14 protein-coding genes, 1 tRNA gene and 3 pseudogenes are annotated in these 18,736 nt (G+C 64.8%); 6 read left to right on the forward strand and 12 right to left on the reverse strand.

The features are described from left to right. Window positions 1-124 precede the first annotated feature (124 nt). The 3 genes and pseudogenes from N2602_RS05415 to N2602_RS05425 form a co-directional block, all read right to left on the reverse strand. Window positions 125-1,103: pseudogene (locus N2602_RS05415) on the reverse strand (Bug family tripartite tricarboxylate transporter substrate binding protein). Between the two features lie 21 nt (window positions 1,104-1,124). Then, complete coding sequence (hisN, locus tag N2602_RS05420) at window positions 1,125-1,907, reverse strand: histidinol-phosphatase (RefSeq protein ID WP_260381998.1); 783 nt, start codon at window positions 1,905-1,907, stop codon at window positions 1,125-1,127. Window positions 1,908-2,432: 525 nt separating this feature from the next. Next, the gene (locus tag N2602_RS05425; RefSeq protein ID WP_172784984.1) at window positions 2,433-3,323 is read right to left on the reverse strand and encodes an N-formylglutamate amidohydrolase; all 891 of its coding nucleotides are present in this window, start codon (window positions 3,321-3,323) and stop codon (window positions 2,433-2,435) included. 333 nt (window positions 3,324-3,656) lie between these two features. On the opposite strand from N2602_RS05425, the gene cpdR reads away from it, so the two are divergent. The 4 genes and pseudogenes from cpdR to N2602_RS05445 all read left to right on the forward strand — a co-directional run bounded on the left by cpdR (window position 3,657) and on the right by N2602_RS05445 (window position 5,604). Then, on the forward strand, window positions 3,657-4,016 hold the full coding sequence (gene cpdR, locus N2602_RS05430; RefSeq protein ID WP_007597092.1) for a cell cycle two-component system response regulator CpdR: 360 nt from the start codon (window positions 3,657-3,659) through the stop codon (window positions 4,014-4,016). A 72-nt stretch (window positions 4,017-4,088) separates the two neighbouring features. Next, window positions 4,089-4,163, forward strand: a tRNA-Val gene (locus N2602_RS05435). A 284-nt stretch (window positions 4,164-4,447) separates the two neighbouring features. Beyond that, a pseudogene (locus N2602_RS05440) lies at window positions 4,448-4,876 on the forward strand (L-2-amino-thiazoline-4-carboxylic acid hydrolase); the annotation flags it as partial. 305 nt (window positions 4,877-5,181) lie between these two features. Continuing rightward, entirely contained in the window at window positions 5,182-5,604 is a 423-nt protein-coding gene (locus N2602_RS05445; RefSeq protein ID WP_260381999.1) for a RidA family protein, read from the forward strand. 9 nt (window positions 5,605-5,613) lie between these two features. Here N2602_RS05445 and N2602_RS05450 read toward each other — a convergent pair whose 3' ends face one another. From N2602_RS05450 to N2602_RS05465, 4 genes are all read right to left on the reverse strand, one after another. After that, complete coding sequence (locus N2602_RS05450) at window positions 5,614-6,705, reverse strand: enolase C-terminal domain-like protein (RefSeq protein ID WP_260382000.1); 1,092 nt, start codon at window positions 6,703-6,705, stop codon at window positions 5,614-5,616. Between the two features lie 272 nt (window positions 6,706-6,977). After that, window positions 6,978-8,204, reverse strand: coding sequence for an ABC transporter substrate-binding protein (locus N2602_RS05455; RefSeq protein WP_260382001.1), 1,227 nt, complete (start codon window positions 8,202-8,204; stop codon window positions 6,978-6,980). A gap of 138 nt (window positions 8,205-8,342) precedes the next feature. Beyond that, entirely contained in the window at window positions 8,343-9,272 is a 930-nt protein-coding gene (locus tag N2602_RS05460; protein WP_260382002.1) for an alpha/beta hydrolase, read from the reverse strand. A 234-nt stretch (window positions 9,273-9,506) separates the two neighbouring features. Further along, window positions 9,507-10,076, reverse strand: a complete 570-nt coding sequence (locus tag N2602_RS05465; protein ID WP_260382003.1) for an alpha-ketoglutarate-dependent dioxygenase AlkB — start codon at window positions 10,074-10,076, stop codon at window positions 9,507-9,509. 79 nt (window positions 10,077-10,155) lie between these two features. Between N2602_RS05465 and N2602_RS05470 the strand changes: the two genes are divergently transcribed. Continuing rightward, window positions 10,156-10,296, forward strand: coding sequence for a hypothetical protein (locus N2602_RS05470; RefSeq protein ID WP_165935896.1), 141 nt, complete (start codon window positions 10,156-10,158; stop codon window positions 10,294-10,296). On the opposite strand, the gene N2602_RS05475 is transcribed toward N2602_RS05470, so the two are convergent. Genes N2602_RS05475 through N2602_RS05485 form a run of 3 tightly spaced genes read right to left on the reverse strand, consistent with a single transcriptional unit; the run spans window position 10,293 to window position 14,095 of the window. Further along, window positions 10,293-11,879, reverse strand: a complete 1,587-nt coding sequence (locus N2602_RS05475; protein ID WP_260382004.1) for an ATP-binding protein — start codon at window positions 11,877-11,879, stop codon at window positions 10,293-10,295. The genes N2602_RS05470 and N2602_RS05475 overlap by 4 nt on opposite strands. Continuing rightward, on the reverse strand, window positions 11,876-12,580 hold the full coding sequence (locus tag N2602_RS05480) for a response regulator transcription factor (RefSeq protein WP_172784975.1): 705 nt from the start codon (window positions 12,578-12,580) through the stop codon (window positions 11,876-11,878). Before N2602_RS05480 ends, N2602_RS05475 begins: the two co-directional genes overlap by 4 nt. 12 nt (window positions 12,581-12,592) lie before the next feature. Next, window positions 12,593-14,095 carry a DUF4173 domain-containing protein gene (locus N2602_RS05485; RefSeq protein ID WP_260382005.1) on the reverse strand — a complete coding sequence of 501 codons (1,503 nt, stop codon included), beginning with the start codon at window positions 14,093-14,095 and terminating at the stop codon, window positions 12,593-12,595. Between the two features lie 187 nt (window positions 14,096-14,282). Here N2602_RS05485 and N2602_RS05490 point away from each other — a divergent pair, with 187 nt between their 5' ends. Then, window positions 14,283-15,626 carry a glycoside hydrolase family 3 N-terminal domain-containing protein gene (locus N2602_RS05490; protein WP_260382006.1) on the forward strand — a complete coding sequence of 448 codons (1,344 nt, stop codon included), beginning with the start codon at window positions 14,283-14,285 and terminating at the stop codon, window positions 15,624-15,626. Here the strand turns inward: N2602_RS05490 and N2602_RS05495 are convergent. Beyond that, window positions 15,623-17,276: pseudogene (locus tag N2602_RS05495) on the reverse strand (ABC transporter substrate-binding protein). The gene N2602_RS05490 and the pseudogene N2602_RS05495 overlap by 4 nt on opposite strands. A gap of 96 nt (window positions 17,277-17,372) precedes the next feature. Further along, complete coding sequence (locus N2602_RS05500) at window positions 17,373-18,650, reverse strand: DUF892 family protein (RefSeq protein WP_260382007.1); 1,278 nt, start codon at window positions 18,648-18,650, stop codon at window positions 17,373-17,375. Window positions 18,651-18,736: the final 86 nt, after the last annotated feature.

Here is an 18,736-nt window from a genome sequence, read left to right on the forward strand (position 1 = left end):
GAAATGTGAGACGGGGTGGGGTGACGGTCTCTCCACATCCAACAGTGCCCGCGTGGAGAGATCACCCCACCCCGCTCGCGCTTCGCGCGATCGACCCTCCCCCTCCAGGGGAGGGTCAGCAAGTCTACTTCGCCGTCTCCACGCCGGCGTCCTTGATCACCTTCGCCCACTTCTTGGTTTCGTCGGCGATGAATTGACGAAAATGCTCCGGCTCATCGCCGATCAGCGTCGCGCCTTGCTGGCTCAGCTTTTCCTTCACCGCGGGATCCGCCATTGCCTTCGTGACGAGGCCATGCAGCGCGGCGATGATCTCCTTCGGCGTGCCCTTGGGCGCGACCATGCCGTACCAGTTCTCGATGCGCAGATCGGGAAAGCCCGCTTCCGCGGTGGTCGGGACGTCAGGCGCGGTCGGCGCACGTTCGGCCGAGCCGACGGCAATGGGGCGCAGGGCGCCCGTCTTGACCTGCGGCAGCAGCGCCGGGAGATCGAGGAACGCCATCTGCACCTGCTGCCCCAGGAGGTCGTTCACCGCAGGCGCGGCGCCGCGATAGGGCACGTGGACGATGTCGATCCTGGCCGTCAGCTTGAACAATTCACCGGCGAGATGCGGCAGGCTGCCGGCGCCGGTTGAGGCGAAGTTGAGCTTGCCCCGGCTGCGCCCTGGCCAGCGCGATCAATTCGCCGGCGTCCTTTGCGGGGACGTTGGCGGCGACGACGAGCATTTCCGGCACGATCGCGACCAGCGTCACCGGGGTGAGGTCGGTGAGGGTGTCGTAGGCGACCTTCTCCATGCTCGCGCTGATCGCGAGGGCGCCAGCCGAAGTGATCGCGATGGTGTAGCCGTCGGGCGGGCTCTTCGCTACGGCGTCGGTGCCGAGCACGCCGCCCTGTCCGCCGCGATTGTCGATCAGCACCGGCTGACCGCACAGTTCCGACATGCGCTGGCCGATGACCCGGGCGATGATGTCGTTGGGCCCGCCGGCGGAAAACGGCACGATCAGCTTGATCGGCTTGGTCGGAAAGTTCTGCGCCGATGCCAGCGATGGCAGCAGCAGGAACAATCCCAAGAACAATGTAACGAGCAGCCTGCTTGAGAGAATCATGCAAGCCCTCCGCTTCCCTTGCTATTGGTTCAAATGCTTCAACGCTTCCTCGTGAACCCGCGCGTCGCCGGCCGCGATGATGCGGCCGCCGCCCTGGGCCGGCTTGCCTTCCCAGGTGGTGACGACGCCCCCGGCGCCGGTTACGATCGGGATCAGCGCCGCGATGTCGTAGGGCTTCAGCTCGGTCTCGACCACGAGGTCGACGTGGCCGGCGGCAAGCATGCAATAGGAGTAGCAGTCGCCGCCATAACGCGACAGCCGCGCGCTCCTCTCGATGCGGCCGAAGATGGCGCGGTCGCTCTCGTTCATCAGCAGCGGGCTGGTGGTGTAGGTCGTGGCCTCCGACAGTGAAGCGCAGCGGCGGACCTGGAGCCGGCGCTCGCCCGACGGCCCCTTATAATTGGCCGAACCGTTGTCGCCGGAAAAGCGCTCGCCGATGAAGGGCTGGTGCATCATGCCGAAAACCGGCGTGCCCTTGTGCAAAAGCGCGATCAGCGTGCCCCAGATCGGAAAGCCGCCGATGAAGGATTTGGTACCGTCGATGGGATCGAGCACCCAGACGTAGTCGGCGTCCTCGCGCTCGCTGCCGAATTCCTCGCCGACGATGCCGTGCTGGGGGAAGTTGGCCTTGATCAGCCGCCGCATCACCGCCTCGGCGGCGCGGTCGGCCTCGGTGACCGGGTCGAAATCCTTGGTCTTGCTCTTGTCGTCGATCGACAGCGAGGTGCGGAAGAACGGCAGGATGGTTTCGCCGGAGGCGGTGGCAAGCCGACCGATGAAGGCGGAGAAGTCGATCACCGTCACAGGCGAAATCCTCGAAGCGAAGGTTGGATGAAGCTTGCCTCCTGCCTAGCTCAATTCGCCTGCCGCGTGCAGCGCTGTCTTGATGTTGCGCCCTGGTATTTTGGATGCCGAGCACGGCTGCCCCATTCCAGTCATCTGCTGGCCAAATATCGATCACGGAGTTGAAAACTTAGTTCCGAGGTTGCCTTGTTCGTATGCAAACGACTATCAACCCATTGAATTTCCTTATCAAAGGAACTGAATCTGGGTTTCCATGGAAGCAATTGAGCCATGTGCGATTTGCATGGGAAACGGCGCAAAAGCCCTTGCACTTTGTGCGGCGCGGCCGCATATTGTTGCGGTGCGGTAGCGCTCTGCGTTACCGCTTGCCCTCCTTGGGCGTTTCCTCCCTAGACTTGGGCCGCTTGCGTCATTCGCGAGCGGCCCTTTTTTCTTAGCCCCGCCGTTTTCATTTTGGGGCGCGCAAGCTTGCGAAGTGAAAGCGCACTCGCGCGCAAGATCTCGTCGTTGGAGAGAAGCTGAGTCCTATTCCGCCGCGGCCTGGAACGGGCCGAGGTCGGCGAACGGAATCGTGGTCGCCAGCACGTCGGCGAGAACGCCGAAGTCGGAGGCCACTTGCGCAAAGCGAGCACTGCGCTCGCGCCGCCGCTCGTCCATGTAGATCGCGCGGTTGAGCTCGAGCTGCACGGCGTGTAGGCCGCTTGCGGGATTGCCGTAATGCTCGGTGATGAAGCCGCCGGCATACGGCTTGTTGCGGCCGATCGAATAGCCGAGCCCGCTCATGGTCTCTTCGACGCGATCGGGCAAGAGCGGCGTACAGCTGGTGCCGTAGCGATCGCCGATCACGACGTCGGGCCGGCGCGGCTCGTCCCTGCTGACGCCGACCGAGGGCATCGAATGGCAGTCCACCAGCACCACCGTGCCGAACATCTGGTGCACCTTGTTGATCAGCCGGCGCAGCGCGCGATGGTAGGGCTTGTACAGCGTCTCGATGCGCCCCAGCGCATCATCGACCAGGATGCGGTCGCGATAGATTTCCTGGCCGTCGCCAACCACGCGCGGAATGGTGCCGAGGCCGCCGGCGACCCGCATCGAGCGGGTGTTGGCGAAGCTCGGCAGGCGGCCCGTGAACATGCGCGGGTCGAGCTCATAGGGCTCGCGGTTGACGTCGACATAGGAGCGGGGAAAGTTGACCCGCACCGTCGGAAAGCCGCGCGCGCTCAGATGGCCGATCAACTCGTCCATGAACGAATCTTCCGACCGCCGCAGCGTCGGCAGGTCGATCCGCGAGGCCGCCAGGAATTCCTCAGGATAGGTCGAGCCGGAATGCGGCGAGTTGAAGATGACAGGCGCACGCCATTCGGCGGGCTCGAAGATCTCGAAGGCTGGCGACATGTCGCCGTCAAACCGGGTCATCTTCTCAGGCTTCGTCCCTTCGTGCCGCACGATCCGGAGAAGCTCCGGATTCAATGATTCGGCCGATCACGCGGCTCTTCTGTGTCGTCATTGTCCGGAATCGCAACCATTCTGCCAAGCGAAAAGATGTATTGGCCGATTGGAACAGGTCTTAACCGTGCGGGCATCGGGATGTGGACCCGCAGATCCGGCTCGATTGATTCGGAGTTCGTTACGGTCCACAAAGAGCCGGCAGCGGGGCCGCCGCAGGGTTAAGATTTTCACCCCAAATTTACCCTCTGTCGGGCTTAGTGACCTCTGCTGATATCCTCTGGGGATTCGACGTTTCCTGCCATGCCAAAGATCCTGCTCGCCGAAGACGACAACGACATGCGCCGTTTCCTGGTCAAGGCGCTGGAAAACGCCGGTTTTCAGGTCTCGTCCCACGACAACGGCATGGCCGCCTATCAGCGGCTGCGGGAAGAGCCGTTCGAGATGCTGCTGACCGACATCGTGATGCCGGAAATGGACGGCATCGAGCTGGCCCGCCGGGCCTCGGAACTCGATCCCGACATCAAAATCATGTTCATCACCGGCTTTGCCGCGGTCGCCCTGAACTCGGATTCGGACGCCCCCAAGAACGCCAAGGTGCTGTCCAAGCCCGTGCATTTGCGCGAATTGGTCAGCGAAGTGAACAAGATGCTGGCGGCCTAAATCGGCCCCGTTCCGTCCTTGCGCCGGGTCCCCTGAGCCGTTATAGGGACCCCACCGATGAAATGACCTCTAGGGCACGTAGCTCAGCGGGAGAGCACTACCTTGACATGGTAGGGGTCACAGGTTCGATCCCTGTCGTGCCCACCATCCTTCGCTCGCGAAGCGAGTGAAGGATGCCGCGCCGAAGCCCAACGGGCGCAGGCGGGCTGCCGCCGCGAGCTCGGCTCGGCAAGCCGGGAATCTCATTGCAAGGCGTGTCCGGCGTAGCTCGAAGAGCGTAGACGGACTGGTGCGGCCTCCTCGGTATCGTTGGAACATCCGTAGCCTGGATGGAGCGCAGCGCAATCCAGGGCTCTATCCCCTCGGGCACCGCCCCGGATTACGCGCACGCTCCATCAGGTCTACGATAGTGTCTCCGACGCGAGGCTGCCATGACCGTATCCGTCATCGAACAGGCAAAGATCCAGGCGCAGGTGCTGGTGCCGCTGGTCAAGGCATTGCAGGCCGAGCTCGGCGAGACGCGCGCCAACGCGCTGGTGCGCAAGGCGCTCGGCGATCTCTATCGCCGCTTCGGCGAGGAATTCTGGAAGGCCAAGAACGAGCGCGATCTCGGCAAGGCCGTGTCCTCGGCCTTCCGCACCTATGCCCGCGACGATGCACTCGCCTATGACATCGTGGAGCAGACGCATGACGCGTTCGCTTTCGACGTGACGCGCTGCGCCTATGCCGAGTTCTACAAGGCCCTGCGCGAGCCGGAGCTCGGTTTCCTCCTGATCTGCACCGCGGACTTTGCCACCGCGGAAGGTTTTGGTCCCGACATCAAGCTCACGCGCACGCAGACGATCATGCAAGGCGCCTCCCTCGAAGGGCGACGGCCTCGCTGCATCCGGGCCGTTCGTCCTTCGAGGCTCCCGGCGCGATGCATTTGCATCGCGCCACTCGCGCCTCAGGATGACGGAACGTCGCGTTTGCTCCCGCGCACCGCCGCCGTGCAATGCATGCAGGCGAGGTCTTGTCGGAGCTGGATCTGCACCGCCTTGATCCACGACTCGCCGCCTGCCATTGTCCGGTCGGCCACCACGGCAACGAGCCTGGTGCGATCGGGTTACGGCGTTCGGCGAAATGCGTCGCTGTGCCGGAGATGAAAAGAAGGCAGGCTTTCAAGATGAGCAGCATCAACAAGCCCGGCGGCAACTATCTGCCGGTGATCATCCATGATGGAATTGCCTATGTCAGCGGTCAGCTGCCCCGTCGCGGCGAGGACCTGCTGTATGCAGGTAAGGTCGGCGCTGGCGTCGATATCGCGGCCGCGCAGGAGGCTGCGGCCCTCTGCGCCGATCTCTGCATTGCGGCGATCAACAACGCAACGGGCGGCGAGGACAGGATCGTCCAGGTCTTGCAAGTCGTTGGATATGTTGCTTCAGCGCCCGGATTTACCCAGCAGTCGCAAGTCATGAACGGTGCCTCCGACCGGCTGATCGAACGTCTCGGCGATCGCGGCCGTCACACGCGGACGTCGGTCGGTGTCGCCGAGTTGCCGCGAGGGGCGCCGGTCGAGCTGAACATGATTGCCGCCGTTCGGCCGTAGGAGGTCGTTCTATTTGAAGAGATATTTGGCGACCGCCGCCTCGTCCCAGGCGATCCCGTTGCCGGGCTCCTCGCTCGGCACCGCAAAGCCGTCCTTGATCTGCAGCCGCGTTGCCAGCACGGCGTCGGCCCAGTCGACATATTCCAGCCAATGCGCTGATGGCGTCACGCAGAGCAGATGCGCGCTGATCTCCGAGAACAGGTGCGACGACATCTCGATGCCGGCCGCATGGGCGAGCGATGCGGCCCGCAGCCAGCCGGTGACGCCGCCGATGCGCTGAACATCAGGCATCACGTAGTCGCAGGCCTCCGCGGCGAGGGCGCTCTGCATGGAAAACGCGCTGTCAAAGTTCTCGCCGATCTGGACCGGCGTCTGCAGCGCGTCGGCGATGCGGGCATTGCCCTCATAATCGTCATGGCGGATCGGCTCCTCGATCCAGGTGAGGCCCTCGTCGTCGAGCATCTCGCCGCGGCGGATCGCTTCGGTGACCGTCAGCGCCTGGTTGTAGTCGCACATCAGCGTGACCTCGTCGCCGACGGCCTTGCGCACCGCGCGCACGACGGCGAGGTCCTCCCGCGCATCGCTCCGGCCGACGCGGATCTTGGCGGCGTGAAACCCCTCGGCCAGCAGCTTGTGCGCTTCCTCCACCGCGGCGCCCGCCGGCATGATGCCGAGGCCCTTCGAATTGTAGGCGCGCACCGGCTTCGGTGCGCCGCCGAGCAGGCGGGCCAGCGGCAGGCCGCGTGTACGCGCCAGCGCGTCCCATGCCGCCATGTCGATGCCGGATTGCGCCAGCCGCTGCAGGCCGGCGAGGCCCAGCAGCGTGAAGCGCCGGCTCAGCTTGCGCTCGATCTCGAACGGCAGCAGTTCGTCGCCGGCGACGAGGTCTGACATTTCCGTGACCATCGCCGTCAGCGGCTTCAGGGCCGAGGGCGTGATCGAGAACAGATAGGCATGGCCTGTCGCGCCGTGGTCGGTCTCGCAGTCGATCAGCACCAGCGGCGCCTTGGCGACCGCCCCGGTCGAGGTCTGGAGCGGCAGGTTCATCGGCACGATCACGGGACGTGCGACAAAGCGCTTGATGCGGATGGTCTCGGTCATGGGTCTCTCCCGTCGGAGCGGCTGCAGGTCGCGCCGATCTTAAGCATCCGTGATCAAACGAAAAGGACCCGCGTGCGCTCGCTGCTGGAGACGCGCTGGCCTCGCTTAAGCCGGAATGAGGCTATTTGGCGTCAGTGCGAGTTGAAACTGCTTCCGCGCACTCCGTCCTCATCCTGAGGAGCCCGCCTAAAGCGGGCGTCTCGAAGGATGGCCGCACGGAAAAGCTCTCAAATGCGACAGCACTGCCCCTCCAGGGGAGGGTCAGAGTCACCTCACCTTGCCGCGCCTTCCGTGAACGCCGTCTCGATCACGTCCCCGAACTGCTGCCACGACCGGCCGTCGAACTGCACCAGCCGCATCTGCCTGATCGGCAGATAATTGTTCGGCGAGGTGCTCATCCGGATGTTGGGCAACGCCAAGGAGGGATTAACGTCCCTGAGCGAGGCCGCCTGGCGCATGATGTTCTCGCGCGAAAAGTCGTCGCCGCATTGCTTCAGCACCTGCGTCAGCGCCTCGGCCGCGGCGTAGCCATAGACGGCTGCGCTATTGTTGGTGCTTTCGACCTGATGGTATTTGTCCATGAAGGCGAACCAGTCCTTCATGGCGGGATCGTTCTTCCAGGCCGGATCGCTCGGATCCTTCAGGAAGGCCGCCGAGATCACGCCGGCGGAATTCTCCAGCCCCGCGGGCGCCATCGCATTGGCGATCGAGGCGGAGGCATCGTTGACGATGAAGACCGGGCGCCAATTCATGGACGCTGCCAGCTTGATCACCTTGGATGCGGTCGAGGGCACGCCGAGGAAGACGAAGATATCGGCGCCGGCGCGCTTGAGGATCGAGATGTGCCCGTCGAGATGCTCATCGGCAAGGTCGAAGGCGATGTCGACGAGAACGTGACGGTTGAGATCGCCAAGGCCCTCCTGGATGCCCTTGTACAGCATGCGTCCGAACTGGTCGTTCTGCCAGAGCACGACGATCTTCTTTCTGGGGTAATAGGCCTGGATGTAGTTGGCATAGATGCGCCCCTCCGACCGGAACGACGGCTGCCAGCCCATGGTCCAGGGAAACGCGTTCGGCTGGCTCAGCTCCTCGTCGCCGGTGGCAACGAACAGCTGCGGGATCTTCTTCTCGTTCAGGTACCGGCGCGTGGCGAGATTGCCCGGCGTGCCGAACGAGCCGAACATCAGGTGCACGCCGTCCGTCTCGACCAGCTTGCGCGTCAGCTCCAGCGCGGTCGCCGGATCGGAATTGTCGTCGCGGGTGATGAACCGGATCTTGCGGCCGTTGATCCCGCCGCGCGCGTTGACCATGTCGAAATAGGCCGCTTCCGCCTGGCCGATCGCGCCGAACTCCGACAGCGGCCCCGAATACGGCATGACATTGCCGATGCGGATCTCCTGGTCGCTTGCGGGTTGAACCGAGTGTTGCTGCTGCGACATCGCGCCCAGCGATGCGACGGCAATCGCGGAAACGAACAGCATCCTGCCGATGACGCGCATGTTCGATGCCCTGTGGTTGGCCCCCAAACGAGGTCGGCTCAATCCCCACCAAGGCCGCTTGATCTAGGTCAAGCGTTTGGCAATCGTGTGGCTGGGAGCGCGCTTCGATGAAAGCGGCAGGCGTGTTGCCGCAACGCGTTACGGCAACCCCCGCGCCTCGAGCTGATGCACCAGCAGCAGCGTCGGCTCCGCGAGGCTCTCGCCGGAGCCATCGAGGCCGAAGGCGCTCGCGATGCCGTCGCGGCTGCGCAGCAGCGTGCTGCGCGGGCAATGGCCGGCGCCGCACAGCGTCTTCTTCAGGGTCTCGCCCTGCGCCACGAGGCCGGCGGAATCGTCCGCGGCCCAGGCCAGCACGATCGGCACGTCGACATTGAGGATGCCGGGGAACACCGAGCGTTTATCGTACTGGGTGGCATCACCGCCGAGATAGGCCTTCTCGCTGTCGCTGGCGTCCTTGCCGGCGCGGTAGACCCCGGACACCAGCACCACGCCGGCGACGTCGGCGCCGGCGGTCTGCAGCTCCGGATGCGCCAGCAGGGTGGCGACGTGGAAGGCGCCGGCGCCGTAGCCGACCGCGACGATTTCGCGGGCATCGCCGTTGAAGAGGTCGATATTGCCGTGGACCCAGGACAGCGCCGCCGCCACATCGGACGCGCCGGCCGGCCAGGTCGCCGCGGGCGCCAGGCGATAATTGACCCGGACCCCGATCATGCCGTTGCGCGCGGCAAAGCACATGGCCTGATCCTGGATCTGGCGCGACAGCTCCGGCGCTCCGCGGTCGCCGGTGAAGGTGTCACCCGCCACGAACAGCAGCACCGGCCGCGGCGTGTCGGCCTTGGTCGCGCTGGCTGCGACATCGAGCACGTTGGCCTCGCTCTCGCCATAGCGCAGGCCGCGCGAGAAGGTGACCTGCTCGCATAGCCGTGCGGTGCCGCCGGCGGTGGTGTCGGAATCGGTGAGGCCCACCTGCACGAGATCGGAGGGCGGCGGCAGCCGGCCCGGCACGGGTCCGTGCGCAGAGGCCGCGGTCATGGTCAGAAACAGGAAAAATGTCAGATAATTCTTCATGGGTGGCGGCCTTGCGGGACTCGTCTTGGCTCGCAGATATGGCCCGTCTTTTCAATTCGTCTCATTAGTCCGCCGGCCTTGAGGCGAATTCGCGGCGCCTTGGCCGGCACCGCGCGCAGCCGCCGTTTTATCCCGATCCGTCAAGCCGTTGTCCGGCGCCGCCGAGGCTCGCGCCGGATCTGGCGTTCTACTTTGCATGGGGTTGTTTTCGCAGTTTTTGTTTTGGACGGCCCGTCAGGCCCGCTTCATCGTCCGGAAGGTGATGGAGTAGCGCCGCGCCGCGACCGGCGGGATGCTGTGCTCCCATTGCGACCGCGCCTCGCCGTCCATCATGTAGAGCGAGCGCGGCAGGGTCGCGAGCGTGTGGCGCTCCCACTTCTTGCCCTTGCGCCGGCGGAAGCGGAAAGCGCAAGGCGAGCCCAGCGACAGGCCGAGCACCTTGTCGAAATGCGGCTTGTCGCGATGCCAGCCGATGCCGACGCCGACCTCGTATTCGGTGCACAGCACCTGCCGGACGCTGTCCTCCGGCAGCCCCGCCCAGGCCTCGACCTGGCGCGCGACCGGCCGCACCCAGTCCGGGATCGGATCGGCCTCGGCCAGAAGCTGCAGCGTGTAGTCGTAGCGATAGCCGAACGACGCCACCCGGCGGTTGCCCTCGAAGGCGCCGAACTGAAAGCGCTGGAGCGGCAATGCTGCGATGCGGCCGATCAGATCCTGCTCGGTGGCACGATCGATAAAATCATCCGTGTAGCGAAGGCCGGCCGGGCCTTCCTGCGGGTCGGCGAACAAACCTAGCTGCGTCATGCCTCGCATTTCCGTGATGGAACCTCTTTGCGGCTGATGCGACTTATCTATGACGCGGGAAGAAACGTGCGAGGCTGTCATGGCAGAGAAGCATACCGCCGATCCGGTTGAGATCATGCGGGCGACCGGTCATCCTGAGCTGGAATACGCCGCCGGCTGGACCATCGCCGGTCTCGTCACCATCGGCACCATCGTCGCCGCCTGGGTCTTTGCAATCTAGGCAACCGGAAACTGGAGCTCGAAGGCCGCGCCGCTGTCGGTCGGCTTCAGCCTGATTGAGCCGCCATGGCTCGCCATCACCGCGCGCGCGATCGCCAGCCCCATGCCGGTGCCGCCCTGGTCGCGGCGGGTGGTGAAGAACGCATCAAAGATCCTGTCGCGGTTCGGCGCCGAAATCGGCTCGCCGTCATTGCTGACCGTCACGAGCACGGTCGTCCGCGCGTCGACCGCCTCCAGCCTGATCGTCCCGGCCTTGTGCCGCACCGCGTTGTCGGCGATGTGCGACAGCACGATCAGCGCCTTCTCCGAGGACATGCCGATCGCCCGGTCGAGGCTGCCGCTGGCCTCGATCGCGCTTGCCGGAAACCGGTTCTTGAGATCGGCGATCACGGGCGCCAGCTCGGTGCGCTCGTTCTGCGGCAGGCTCTCGGCGCGGGCGAGCTCGCGCAGCCGCTGCGCCATCGCCTCCAGCCGCTGGGTATCCGACAGGATGTTGGCGATGAAGGTCTTCTGCTCGGCCGGCGTCAGGCCCTCGGCTTTGCCCTGAACCGAATCCTGCAGCAGCTCGGCCGCGCCCTTGATCGAGGTCAGCGGCGATTTCAGCTCGTGGGTGAGATGGGCCGAGAAGGTCGCGATATAGTCGGAACGCCGCGCCAGTTGCTCGGCCATGCCGAGGAAGCTGTGCGAGAGCTGGGCGAACTCGCGCGTGCCGTAATGCTTCAGTGGCTGGAACGCCTCGCGGTCGCCGCGGCCGATTCTGGCGGCGCGGTCGATCAGCTCGCGCATCGGCAGCGTGATGGTGCGCGAGAACACGAGGCCGATCGCGATCGTGCCGAGGATGACGGCAAGGCCGGCCAGCACGAACTTGGCCCGCTCCTGGTAGAGATGGTCAAAAATGTTGCTCGGCGTCCGCGTCGTGTAGATCACCCCGGCGACGCGGTTGTTGACGATCACGGGCATCGCCGAGAACACGTGCACGCCGAGGCCGCGGCTGAAGGAATAGATCGGCGGCGGCGGCTTGTCCGGCACGCGGTTGCGCAAGGTCGCGCGGTATTGCCCGTGCAGGGCGTCCGCGACCTCCTCGATATGGGCCAGCGACTGGCCGAGCTCCTGCCGTCCGGCAATCACCACGCCTTGGGGATCGAGGATGCGAAAGCCGGCCAGCGTCACCTTCTGGGTCTCGCGGATGATCGGCGTCAGCCTGGCGCCGATCTCGACATAGGCTGCTTGCGCCGGCTGGGGCGCGGCCAATGCGTCGGGCCGCCGCCGCAAGAGGTCGTTCGCGGTGAGGTCGAGCGCGGGGCGGATCGGCGTGACCTGGTCGCCGGGATCGGGCAGCACGCCCGGCGGCACCTCGGCGCCGAGCATGAGGCCGCCGTCGAGCCGGGCCGCGACCTCCTGCGCATAGATCGTCGCCAGCACGCGGCTCTGCGCGATCAGCTCGGCCTGGGTCTGGCGGATCAGCTGGTTGTCGTAGAGACGGAAGAAGAACAGGCCGACCAGCGGCAATATTCCGACCGTCGCCAGCACCGTGAAGATCACGAGGGTGAGCGAGGGCCGCCATTTGTCGGGCGCTGTGCTCATGCCTCTTTCTCGCAGCGGCCGAGCTTGAAGCCGACGCCGTGGATCGTCTCGATCACGTTGTCGCAGGAAAGCGCCGCCAGCTTGGCGCGGATGTTGCGGATATGGCTGTCGATGGTGCGGTCGGAGACCTGGATGTTGAGCTGATAGGCCGCGCGCATCAGCTGCTCGCGGTTGAACACCGATGTCGGCCGGGTGAGGAATGCACGCAGGATGCCGAACTCGATCGCGGTCAGCTTCAGCGGCGTGCCGGCGAAGGTTGCGACGTGCTGCTCGGGATCGATCAGCAGGCCGCCTTGCGCGAGCGCGGTGGGCCCGGCCTTGGCCTCGCCATTGCGCGGGCTGAGGCGGCGCAGGATGACATTGACCCGCGCCACCAGCTCGCGCGGGCTGAATGGCTTCGTCACGTAATCATCGCCGCCGATCTCGAGGCCGAGGATGCGGTCGATCTCCTCATCGCGCGCCGACAGGAACAGGATCGGCACGTCGGAGCCTTTGCGGATCTCGCGGCAGACGTCGAGGCCGTCGAACTCGGGCATGCCGATGTCGAGCACGATGAGGTCGGGCCTGTCGGCGGCAAAGCGGAGAAGCGCCTCCTTGCCGTCGCGCGCCTCGATCACGTCCATGCCGGCCTTCTTCAGGGCGACGCGGATGACCTCGCGGATATGGCCCTCGTCGTCGACGATGAGAATGCGATGCGCCAAGAAACTCTCCGCTCACCCCGCCGGCTGATTGCCGGGCTGCACCTTGACCTGAGCGTCGAGCCGGCGCTGCAGCCGCCAGCTCCGGAAGCCCGAGGCCCGCCAGGCGAGGTCCTGCCGTTGACTTTCTACAAGCCGATCTCGACGTCCCGCAAGACAGTAGTCGCCGCCGCGAAGCGCAATGACCTTGTCGATCGCAGGCAGCGCCTGCGGCCCGAGCGTGAGGAGGTAGTTGGCATCGATCTTCACGCCGTTCCCTCCCATTTCGCTGCTGTGCTTCAGATTATAGTCGGCAATGAATGCATCGAAGTTCACCAGCGAGACACTATAGAGCACGATCGTTAATGCGATCAGGTTGGCGCAGACGAGCCACCGGTTGGAGCGATTGAGCGCGATGCGGGCGACGATCAGGATCAGCCCAAGCGCCACCAGGCCCATCCAGATGAAGGCCGCGATGCGCCAGTAGGTCAGCATGTAGATGCCGACGTAGAGATCGAGCCGCAGAATGGAGGAAGCGACCAGCAGCACGTTCTGCCCGACCCAGACATAGACCAGCGGCCGGATCACCTTCGATTTCTCCGCCGGCCCGCCCGGACGCATTGCCACCAGCACGAAGGCAGCGGCGAGCAAAGCGGTGACGATCAGCGGATAGGCACCGCGATGGGCGTAGGTCGCATAAGTCATGTTATCGGGCAGCGCCACGTGCCCCCAGAGATAGATGCCGTCGAGAATGGACTGCGCCGCAAACAGCAGGTTGAACAGGATCAGCGAGCGCAGGATGGTGGAGGGGCCGAGAAACTCTGCCGAGACCATGGGCGGCAGCGGCGGTGGCACAGGGCCGTCGACCCCGGTGGTGGTGACCATCGTCTTGCGCCGCCAGCGCACATGGATGAACGGCCAGACCAGGGCCAGCATCAAGGTCCAGAACAGAACGCGCCACGTGTTGACATACTCGAGGATGACCTTGGGATTGAGCAGGGACACCCATTGCTCGATCACCGGATTGGCCGCGGCGAACAGTGCGACGAAGACGGTGCCGAGTGCCGCCGGCATCAGCCAGAGCGCGATGCCGCGGGTGAACGCCGACATGTTGAAGACCTGGGGCGCGTCGAGGAAGAACCTGAAGGGACCGAGCAGGAGGAAATTGCGCAGCGCACGGGCGCGTTCGGTGAGCTCGGTCGTATCAGGATTGGTCGCAAGCAACAGGGCAATCGTCAGCGACGCGACGAGGATCAGGAGCGACAGCGTGTTGAGCTCCTCCACGGCCGGGACGACGCCGAGCGTGAGGATCGCGCCGCCGATCGCCGCACGCCTGAAGTCCAGGGCCGCATGATTGAACAGCACCGACACGCAGGCGGTCGCGATCGCAAACAGCGTCAGCGACAGCCCGATCCGCTGGCCGTAGAACAGCCAGTCGGCGAGCGCGGCCAGCAGCAGCGCCATTGCAAGCTTGGCCGACAGCGCAGAAGGCCTGATAGGCTGGATGTCCGTCGTCGATGTCGAAGCCAGGCTCGTCATGTCCATAAAGTCTCCGTGAATGGTGGCATCACGAACTCTGAACGGCGTTTGCGCAGAAGCCGCGGCCATCGTCTGCACGGTTTCAGGAGTCTTTTGCAGTTTTCGTGCAGGCGCGATTTTGGCCCTCGCGCGACGCGAAGTGCTTTGATAGGTGCGAAGCATCATCGCTTTTCGCAAGTGACGCATCATGCAATTGCTCAACCGCATCGGTCTCATCCTGCTCTGGCTCGCCGCGCCGTTCGTTGCATTTCTGGCCGCGAACAAGAACGATCCGTATCTGCTCGTGTTGCGCGGCGCCGGAAACATCGCTCTTGTCGTCGCAAGCATCGCAATCGTCGTTCTCTTGCTGCGCAGAGGCCGCTGGCGCACCTTGGCCGGCAAGGCGCTCGTCATGCTCTGGTGCTTGCCGCCTGTCTTGATGTCCGCCGCGCATCTGACGTTCGAGCTGCGCAAGCACGACGTTCTCGGCGCCAGCGCCGTCGAGGCGCGGCAGCTCGGGCCCCACTTCATGGTCGGCTATTCCTCTTTTTCCGAGGTGGCGCGTCTTGCCGGGCAGGGCCTGATCGGCGGCGTCTACGTCACCCGGCACAATATCCGCGGCCGCACCATCGAGGCGCTGCGGGCCGAGATCGCGGCGCTCCAGGATCTCAGACGGGCAGCCGGCCTGCCGCCGCTGGTCGTCGCCGCCGATCAGGAAGGCGGCATCGTCGGGCATCTTGCACCGCCGCTGACGAAGGTGCCGGCGCTGGCGACGCTGACGGGGCTCGCCCCCGACGATCAGCGGGCCAAGGCTGAGGAATTCGGCCGCATTCACGGCCGCGAGCTTGCCGAAGTCGGCGTCAACCTCAATCTCGCCCCGGTGCTCGACCTCAAGCCGCCGGCGCGGCGCAACCGTCTCGATTTCCACACGCTGATCGGCCAGCGCGCGATTGCGACCGATCCCGCCGTCGTCAGCACCATCGCCAGCGCCTATGTGCGCGGGCTGGAAGAGACCGGCGTCGGCGCCACGCTCAAGCATTTTCCCGGCATCGGCCGCGTCCGCACCGACACGCATCATTTCAGCGCCAATCTCGACACGCCGGTGAAGGAGCTGGAGGCAGCCGACTGGCGCCCGTTCCGCGAGGTGCTGTCGCATTCGCGCAGCGCGCTCATGGTCGGCCACGTCACGCTCACCGCCGTCGATCCCGATCGCGCCGCCTCGCATTCGAAGCGCGTCGTCGATGGGATCATTCGCGGGACGTGGGGCTACCAGGGCGTGGTGATGACCGACGACCTCGTGATGGGCGCGATCTACCAGAACGACGTCTGCAAGGCCGTGGTCGAGGCGGTCAATGCCGGCGTCGATCTGTTGCTGGTCGCATATGATGGCGCGCAGTTCTACCGGGTCTTTGCCTGCGCCCTGCAAGGATCGCGACAGGGCAGGCTCGATGCGGCGATGCTGCATGCGAGCGCGGCGCGCCTGGAGCGCGGCTTTTCGACCGCGCAGGCGCGAGCTGCCTCACGCACCGTCAGCGTCGCCCGGCGGAACTAGCCTTTTGCGAACTGGCGGTAGTCCGGTTCGCGGTGAAACCAGAATTCGTAGCCGGAGACACCCTTTTGCATGGCAACGTCGTGGATCGGCTGGTTGAGCGGAACGACGGGAACGTCGCGCATGCAGAGCGCGATGAAATCCTTCACGGTCCGGTCGTATTCCGCGGCATCGGTGGTGAAGCGCGCCTTGTCGATCAGGGCGTCCATCTCCCTGTTCTTGTACGAGGAGATGTTGAAGATCGAGTTGTTGCCGTGGAAATTCCAGTAGAAGTAATATTCGGGATAATCGAGCCAGCCGCTGAAGCGGTTGAGCGCGAGAGGCAGTTCCTTCTTGTTCAGCGTCGTGCGCCAGTTCGCGCCGGGAATTTTCTCGATCGAAGCCTTGATGCCGATCTTGGCGAGGCTCTCCTGGATCAGGATCGCGGCCGGCTCGCCGACGGTGGCGGTGCCGGTGTCGAGCGACAGCGTGGTCTCCAGGCCGGATTCGAAGCCTGCTTCCTTCAGCAGAGCCTTGGCCTTGTCGAGATCGGTGACGTAAAGGAAATGGCTGCGGCCAGACCGGCTTTGAGACCTCGGCCGCGCCGCCATACATGGGAACGGCGCGCCCGAAGAAGGCGCTGGTTTGGATCTGCTCGTAGGGCATGGCCCAGGCGATGGCCTGGCGCAGCTTGACATTGTCGAACGGCGGCTTGGCGGTGTTCAGCGCGACGTACCAGAGCGCGTTCGGGATCGGCACGCCCGAGACCTTGACCTTGCCCTCCCTGATGATCTGCTCGAAATCGCGCGGCGCAAAGCCGCTGGAGATATCCGCATCGCCACGCTCCAGCATGGCGCGGCGGGTGCCGGCGGAAGGAACGTCGCGTGCGATCACGCGCTTCACCTTCGGCAGCGGCCCGCTCTTCCAGTCGTCGAAGCGCGTCAGCACGGTCTCGCTGCCCGGCTTCCAGCTCTCGATCGTGTAGGCGCCGCCACCGGCCTCGTTGTTCTTCAGCCAGACCAGCGCCCACGGGTCTTCCGGAGTCGCGTTCTTCTTGGCGAGCTCGGAATTGATGATGAAGGGCACGACGACGGCGACGTTGAACAGCAGCATCTTGTCCTTGCGGACATAGTCGATGCGGAAAGTGTGGTCGTCGACCACCACGAACTGTTCCGGCTTCTCCAGCGACCCCGCCGACATCTGGAAGGTCGGAAAGCCACCGACCTTCACGGCGCGGTCGAACGACCATTTGACGTCTTTGGCGGTCACAGGCGAGCCGTCGTGGAATTTGGCATCCTTCCGCAGGCGGAAGGTGCAGGACATGCCGTCGGCCGCGACCTCCCAGCTCTCGGCGAGCTCGGGCGCGAGCTTCTCGCGGTCATACGACAGCGTGCCGTCCGGCAGCGTCTTGGAGGCGTAGGTGAGCAGACGGTCGTAGCAATTCCAGGACAGGCCGTTCACGGTCTGGTTGGAGCCGACGCCCTGCATGTCCAGCGAGTTCGGCCCGAGCTCCTGCACCACCAGCAGCGTCTCAGCTCGCCCCTGCGCCCAGGCGAGGCATGGAGCAAATGCTGCCATACCGGCGACACCGAGGCCTCCGAGCACGACGCGGCGGCGGTTCTTATCGAGGGGTGAAACGCTCAAGGATACCTCCTGTCCGGAATTGTCCGGCATCAAGAGGCAAGGTGTATGCCACAGGCAGGACGTGCCAAGCCGCCCCGCAAAGACGCGAGGCGGCTTGGGTTCGACCGGATACGCGCTGCGATCGGCTTAGGTCTGTTCGGCCTGCTCCAGCGCGGCGGGCATTTTCGCGACCGACATCAGCGATCGCGCGACCTGGTTGAGCAGGAGATCGGCATTCTCTTCCTCGGCGAGGGATTTGGAGAGCAGGGCGACGATGGCGCTGTGGCGCAGCTGCTGCGCGAGGTTGCGCGCGGTGGTATAGCCGGCCATCTCGTAATGCTCGACGCGTTGCGCCGCAGAGATCAGCGCGAGGTCGGCGGCCGCGTCCTCCTTCTCTTCGCCTTCCTTCATGACCTCCTGGCCTTCCTCGATCAGGCCCATCATGCCCTTGCAAGGCTTGGCACGAGCGTTCTCGCCGAGCAGCTCGAAGCACTCGTTGATGCGCTCGACCTGATTTTCGGTCTCGGCCAGATGCTGCTCGAACAGTTCACGCAGCTGATCGAATCGGGCGGCCTGCGCCATCTTGGGAAGCGCCTTCGTCAGCTGCTTCTCGGCATGAAGAATATCACGCAGCTCATGGAGCATCAGATCGGTCAGGCCGGCCTCGTCGACGGGCGGCGAACTCTCCGCGACGATCGACGGGGCAGCGCCGGGATCGGAGGACTGAAGCGCAGGCGATTCCGTGAACACCCAGTCCTCGCCTTCGTTCCAAGGACCGCGGGTGTCGATCTCGCCGTGATCACCGCTGCCGGTGGAATCATTGAAATACTGGTTCACGAGGCCGGGCGTCGGGGCGATCCGGCCGATGCTGAAGGCCGGCTTCGACAGGCTCTCGAGCGCGCGCGCAAACGCCTTCATATGCGTGATCTCGCGCGTCATCAGGAATTGCAGCGCGTCCTTGCTGCCGGCGTCGTCGCAGAAATTGATCAGGCGCTCGTAGACGATCTTGGCACGCGCTTCGGCGGCGATGTTGCTGCGGAGATCGACGTCGAGCTCGCCGGTGATCTTGAGATAGTCGGCGGTCCAGGGATTGCCTTGCGAGTTGAACAGATTGACGCCGCCTCCGCCGGCGATCGCAATCAGCGGATCGGCCTCCGCGGCCTGGCGGTCGTTCCGCGAGGGCGCAAGATGCATCCGGGCGAGGCAACCGACGACCTCGAGATGGCTGAGCTCTTCGGTGCCGATATCCATCAAGAGGTCCTTGCGGTCGGGATCCTCGCAATTCAGCCCCTGAATCGAATATTGCATCGCAGCCGCAAGTTCGCCGTTGGCGCCGCCGAACTGCTCGAGGAGCATATTGCCGAAGCGCGGATCGGGTTCGTCGACGCGCACGGTGAACATCAGCTTCTTGACGTGGTGATACATGGAGGGACTCGCGTGCTGGAGGGAAATATGCGCGACAACGAGGCCTCCAGCCGTTCGTTCCTAAGTCTCTCCGAGCTTGAGGCTGT

Origin of the sequence: Bradyrhizobium sp. NC92, assembly GCF_025200865.1 — a bacterium.
Classification (GTDB): domain Bacteria; phylum Pseudomonadota; class Alphaproteobacteria; order Rhizobiales; family Xanthobacteraceae; genus Bradyrhizobium.

Excerpts from the sequence above, each read along its gene's own strand:
- N2602_RS05450 (WP_260382000.1), bottom strand. The coding sequence starts at position 6,705 with ATGACCGAGACCATCCGCATCAAGCGCTTTGTCGCACGTCCCGTGATC.
- N2602_RS05460 (WP_260382002.1), bottom strand. The coding sequence starts at position 9,272 with ATGAAGAATTATCTGACATTTTTCCTGTTTCTGACCATGACCGCGGCC.
- N2602_RS05475 (WP_260382004.1), bottom strand. The coding sequence starts at position 11,879 with ATGAGCACAGCGCCCGACAAATGGCGGCCCTCGCTCACCCTCGTGATC.
- N2602_RS05500 (WP_260382007.1), bottom strand. The coding sequence starts at position 18,650 with ATGTATCACCACGTCAAGAAGCTGATGTTCACCGTGCGCGTCGACGAA.
- N2602_RS05485 (WP_260382005.1), bottom strand. The coding sequence starts at position 14,095 with ATGACGAGCCTGGCTTCGACATCGACGACGGACATCCAGCCTATCAGG.
- N2602_RS05445 (WP_260381999.1), top strand. The coding sequence starts at position 5,182 with ATGAGCAGCATCAACAAGCCCGGCGGCAACTATCTGCCGGTGATCATC.
- cpdR (WP_007597092.1), top strand. The coding sequence starts at position 3,657 with ATGCCAAAGATCCTGCTCGCCGAAGACGACAACGACATGCGCCGTTTC.
- N2602_RS05465 (WP_260382003.1), bottom strand. The coding sequence starts at position 10,076 with ATGACGCAGCTAGGTTTGTTCGCCGACCCGCAGGAAGGCCCGGCCGGC.
- N2602_RS05490 (WP_260382006.1), top strand. The coding sequence starts at position 14,283 with ATGCAATTGCTCAACCGCATCGGTCTCATCCTGCTCTGGCTCGCCGCG.
- N2602_RS05455 (WP_260382001.1), bottom strand. The coding sequence starts at position 8,204 with ATGCGCGTCATCGGCAGGATGCTGTTCGTTTCCGCGATTGCCGTCGCA.
- N2602_RS05425 (WP_172784984.1), bottom strand. The coding sequence starts at position 3,323 with ATGACCCGGTTTGACGGCGACATGTCGCCAGCCTTCGAGATCTTCGAG.
- N2602_RS05470 (WP_165935896.1), top strand. The coding sequence starts at position 10,156 with ATGGCAGAGAAGCATACCGCCGATCCGGTTGAGATCATGCGGGCGACC.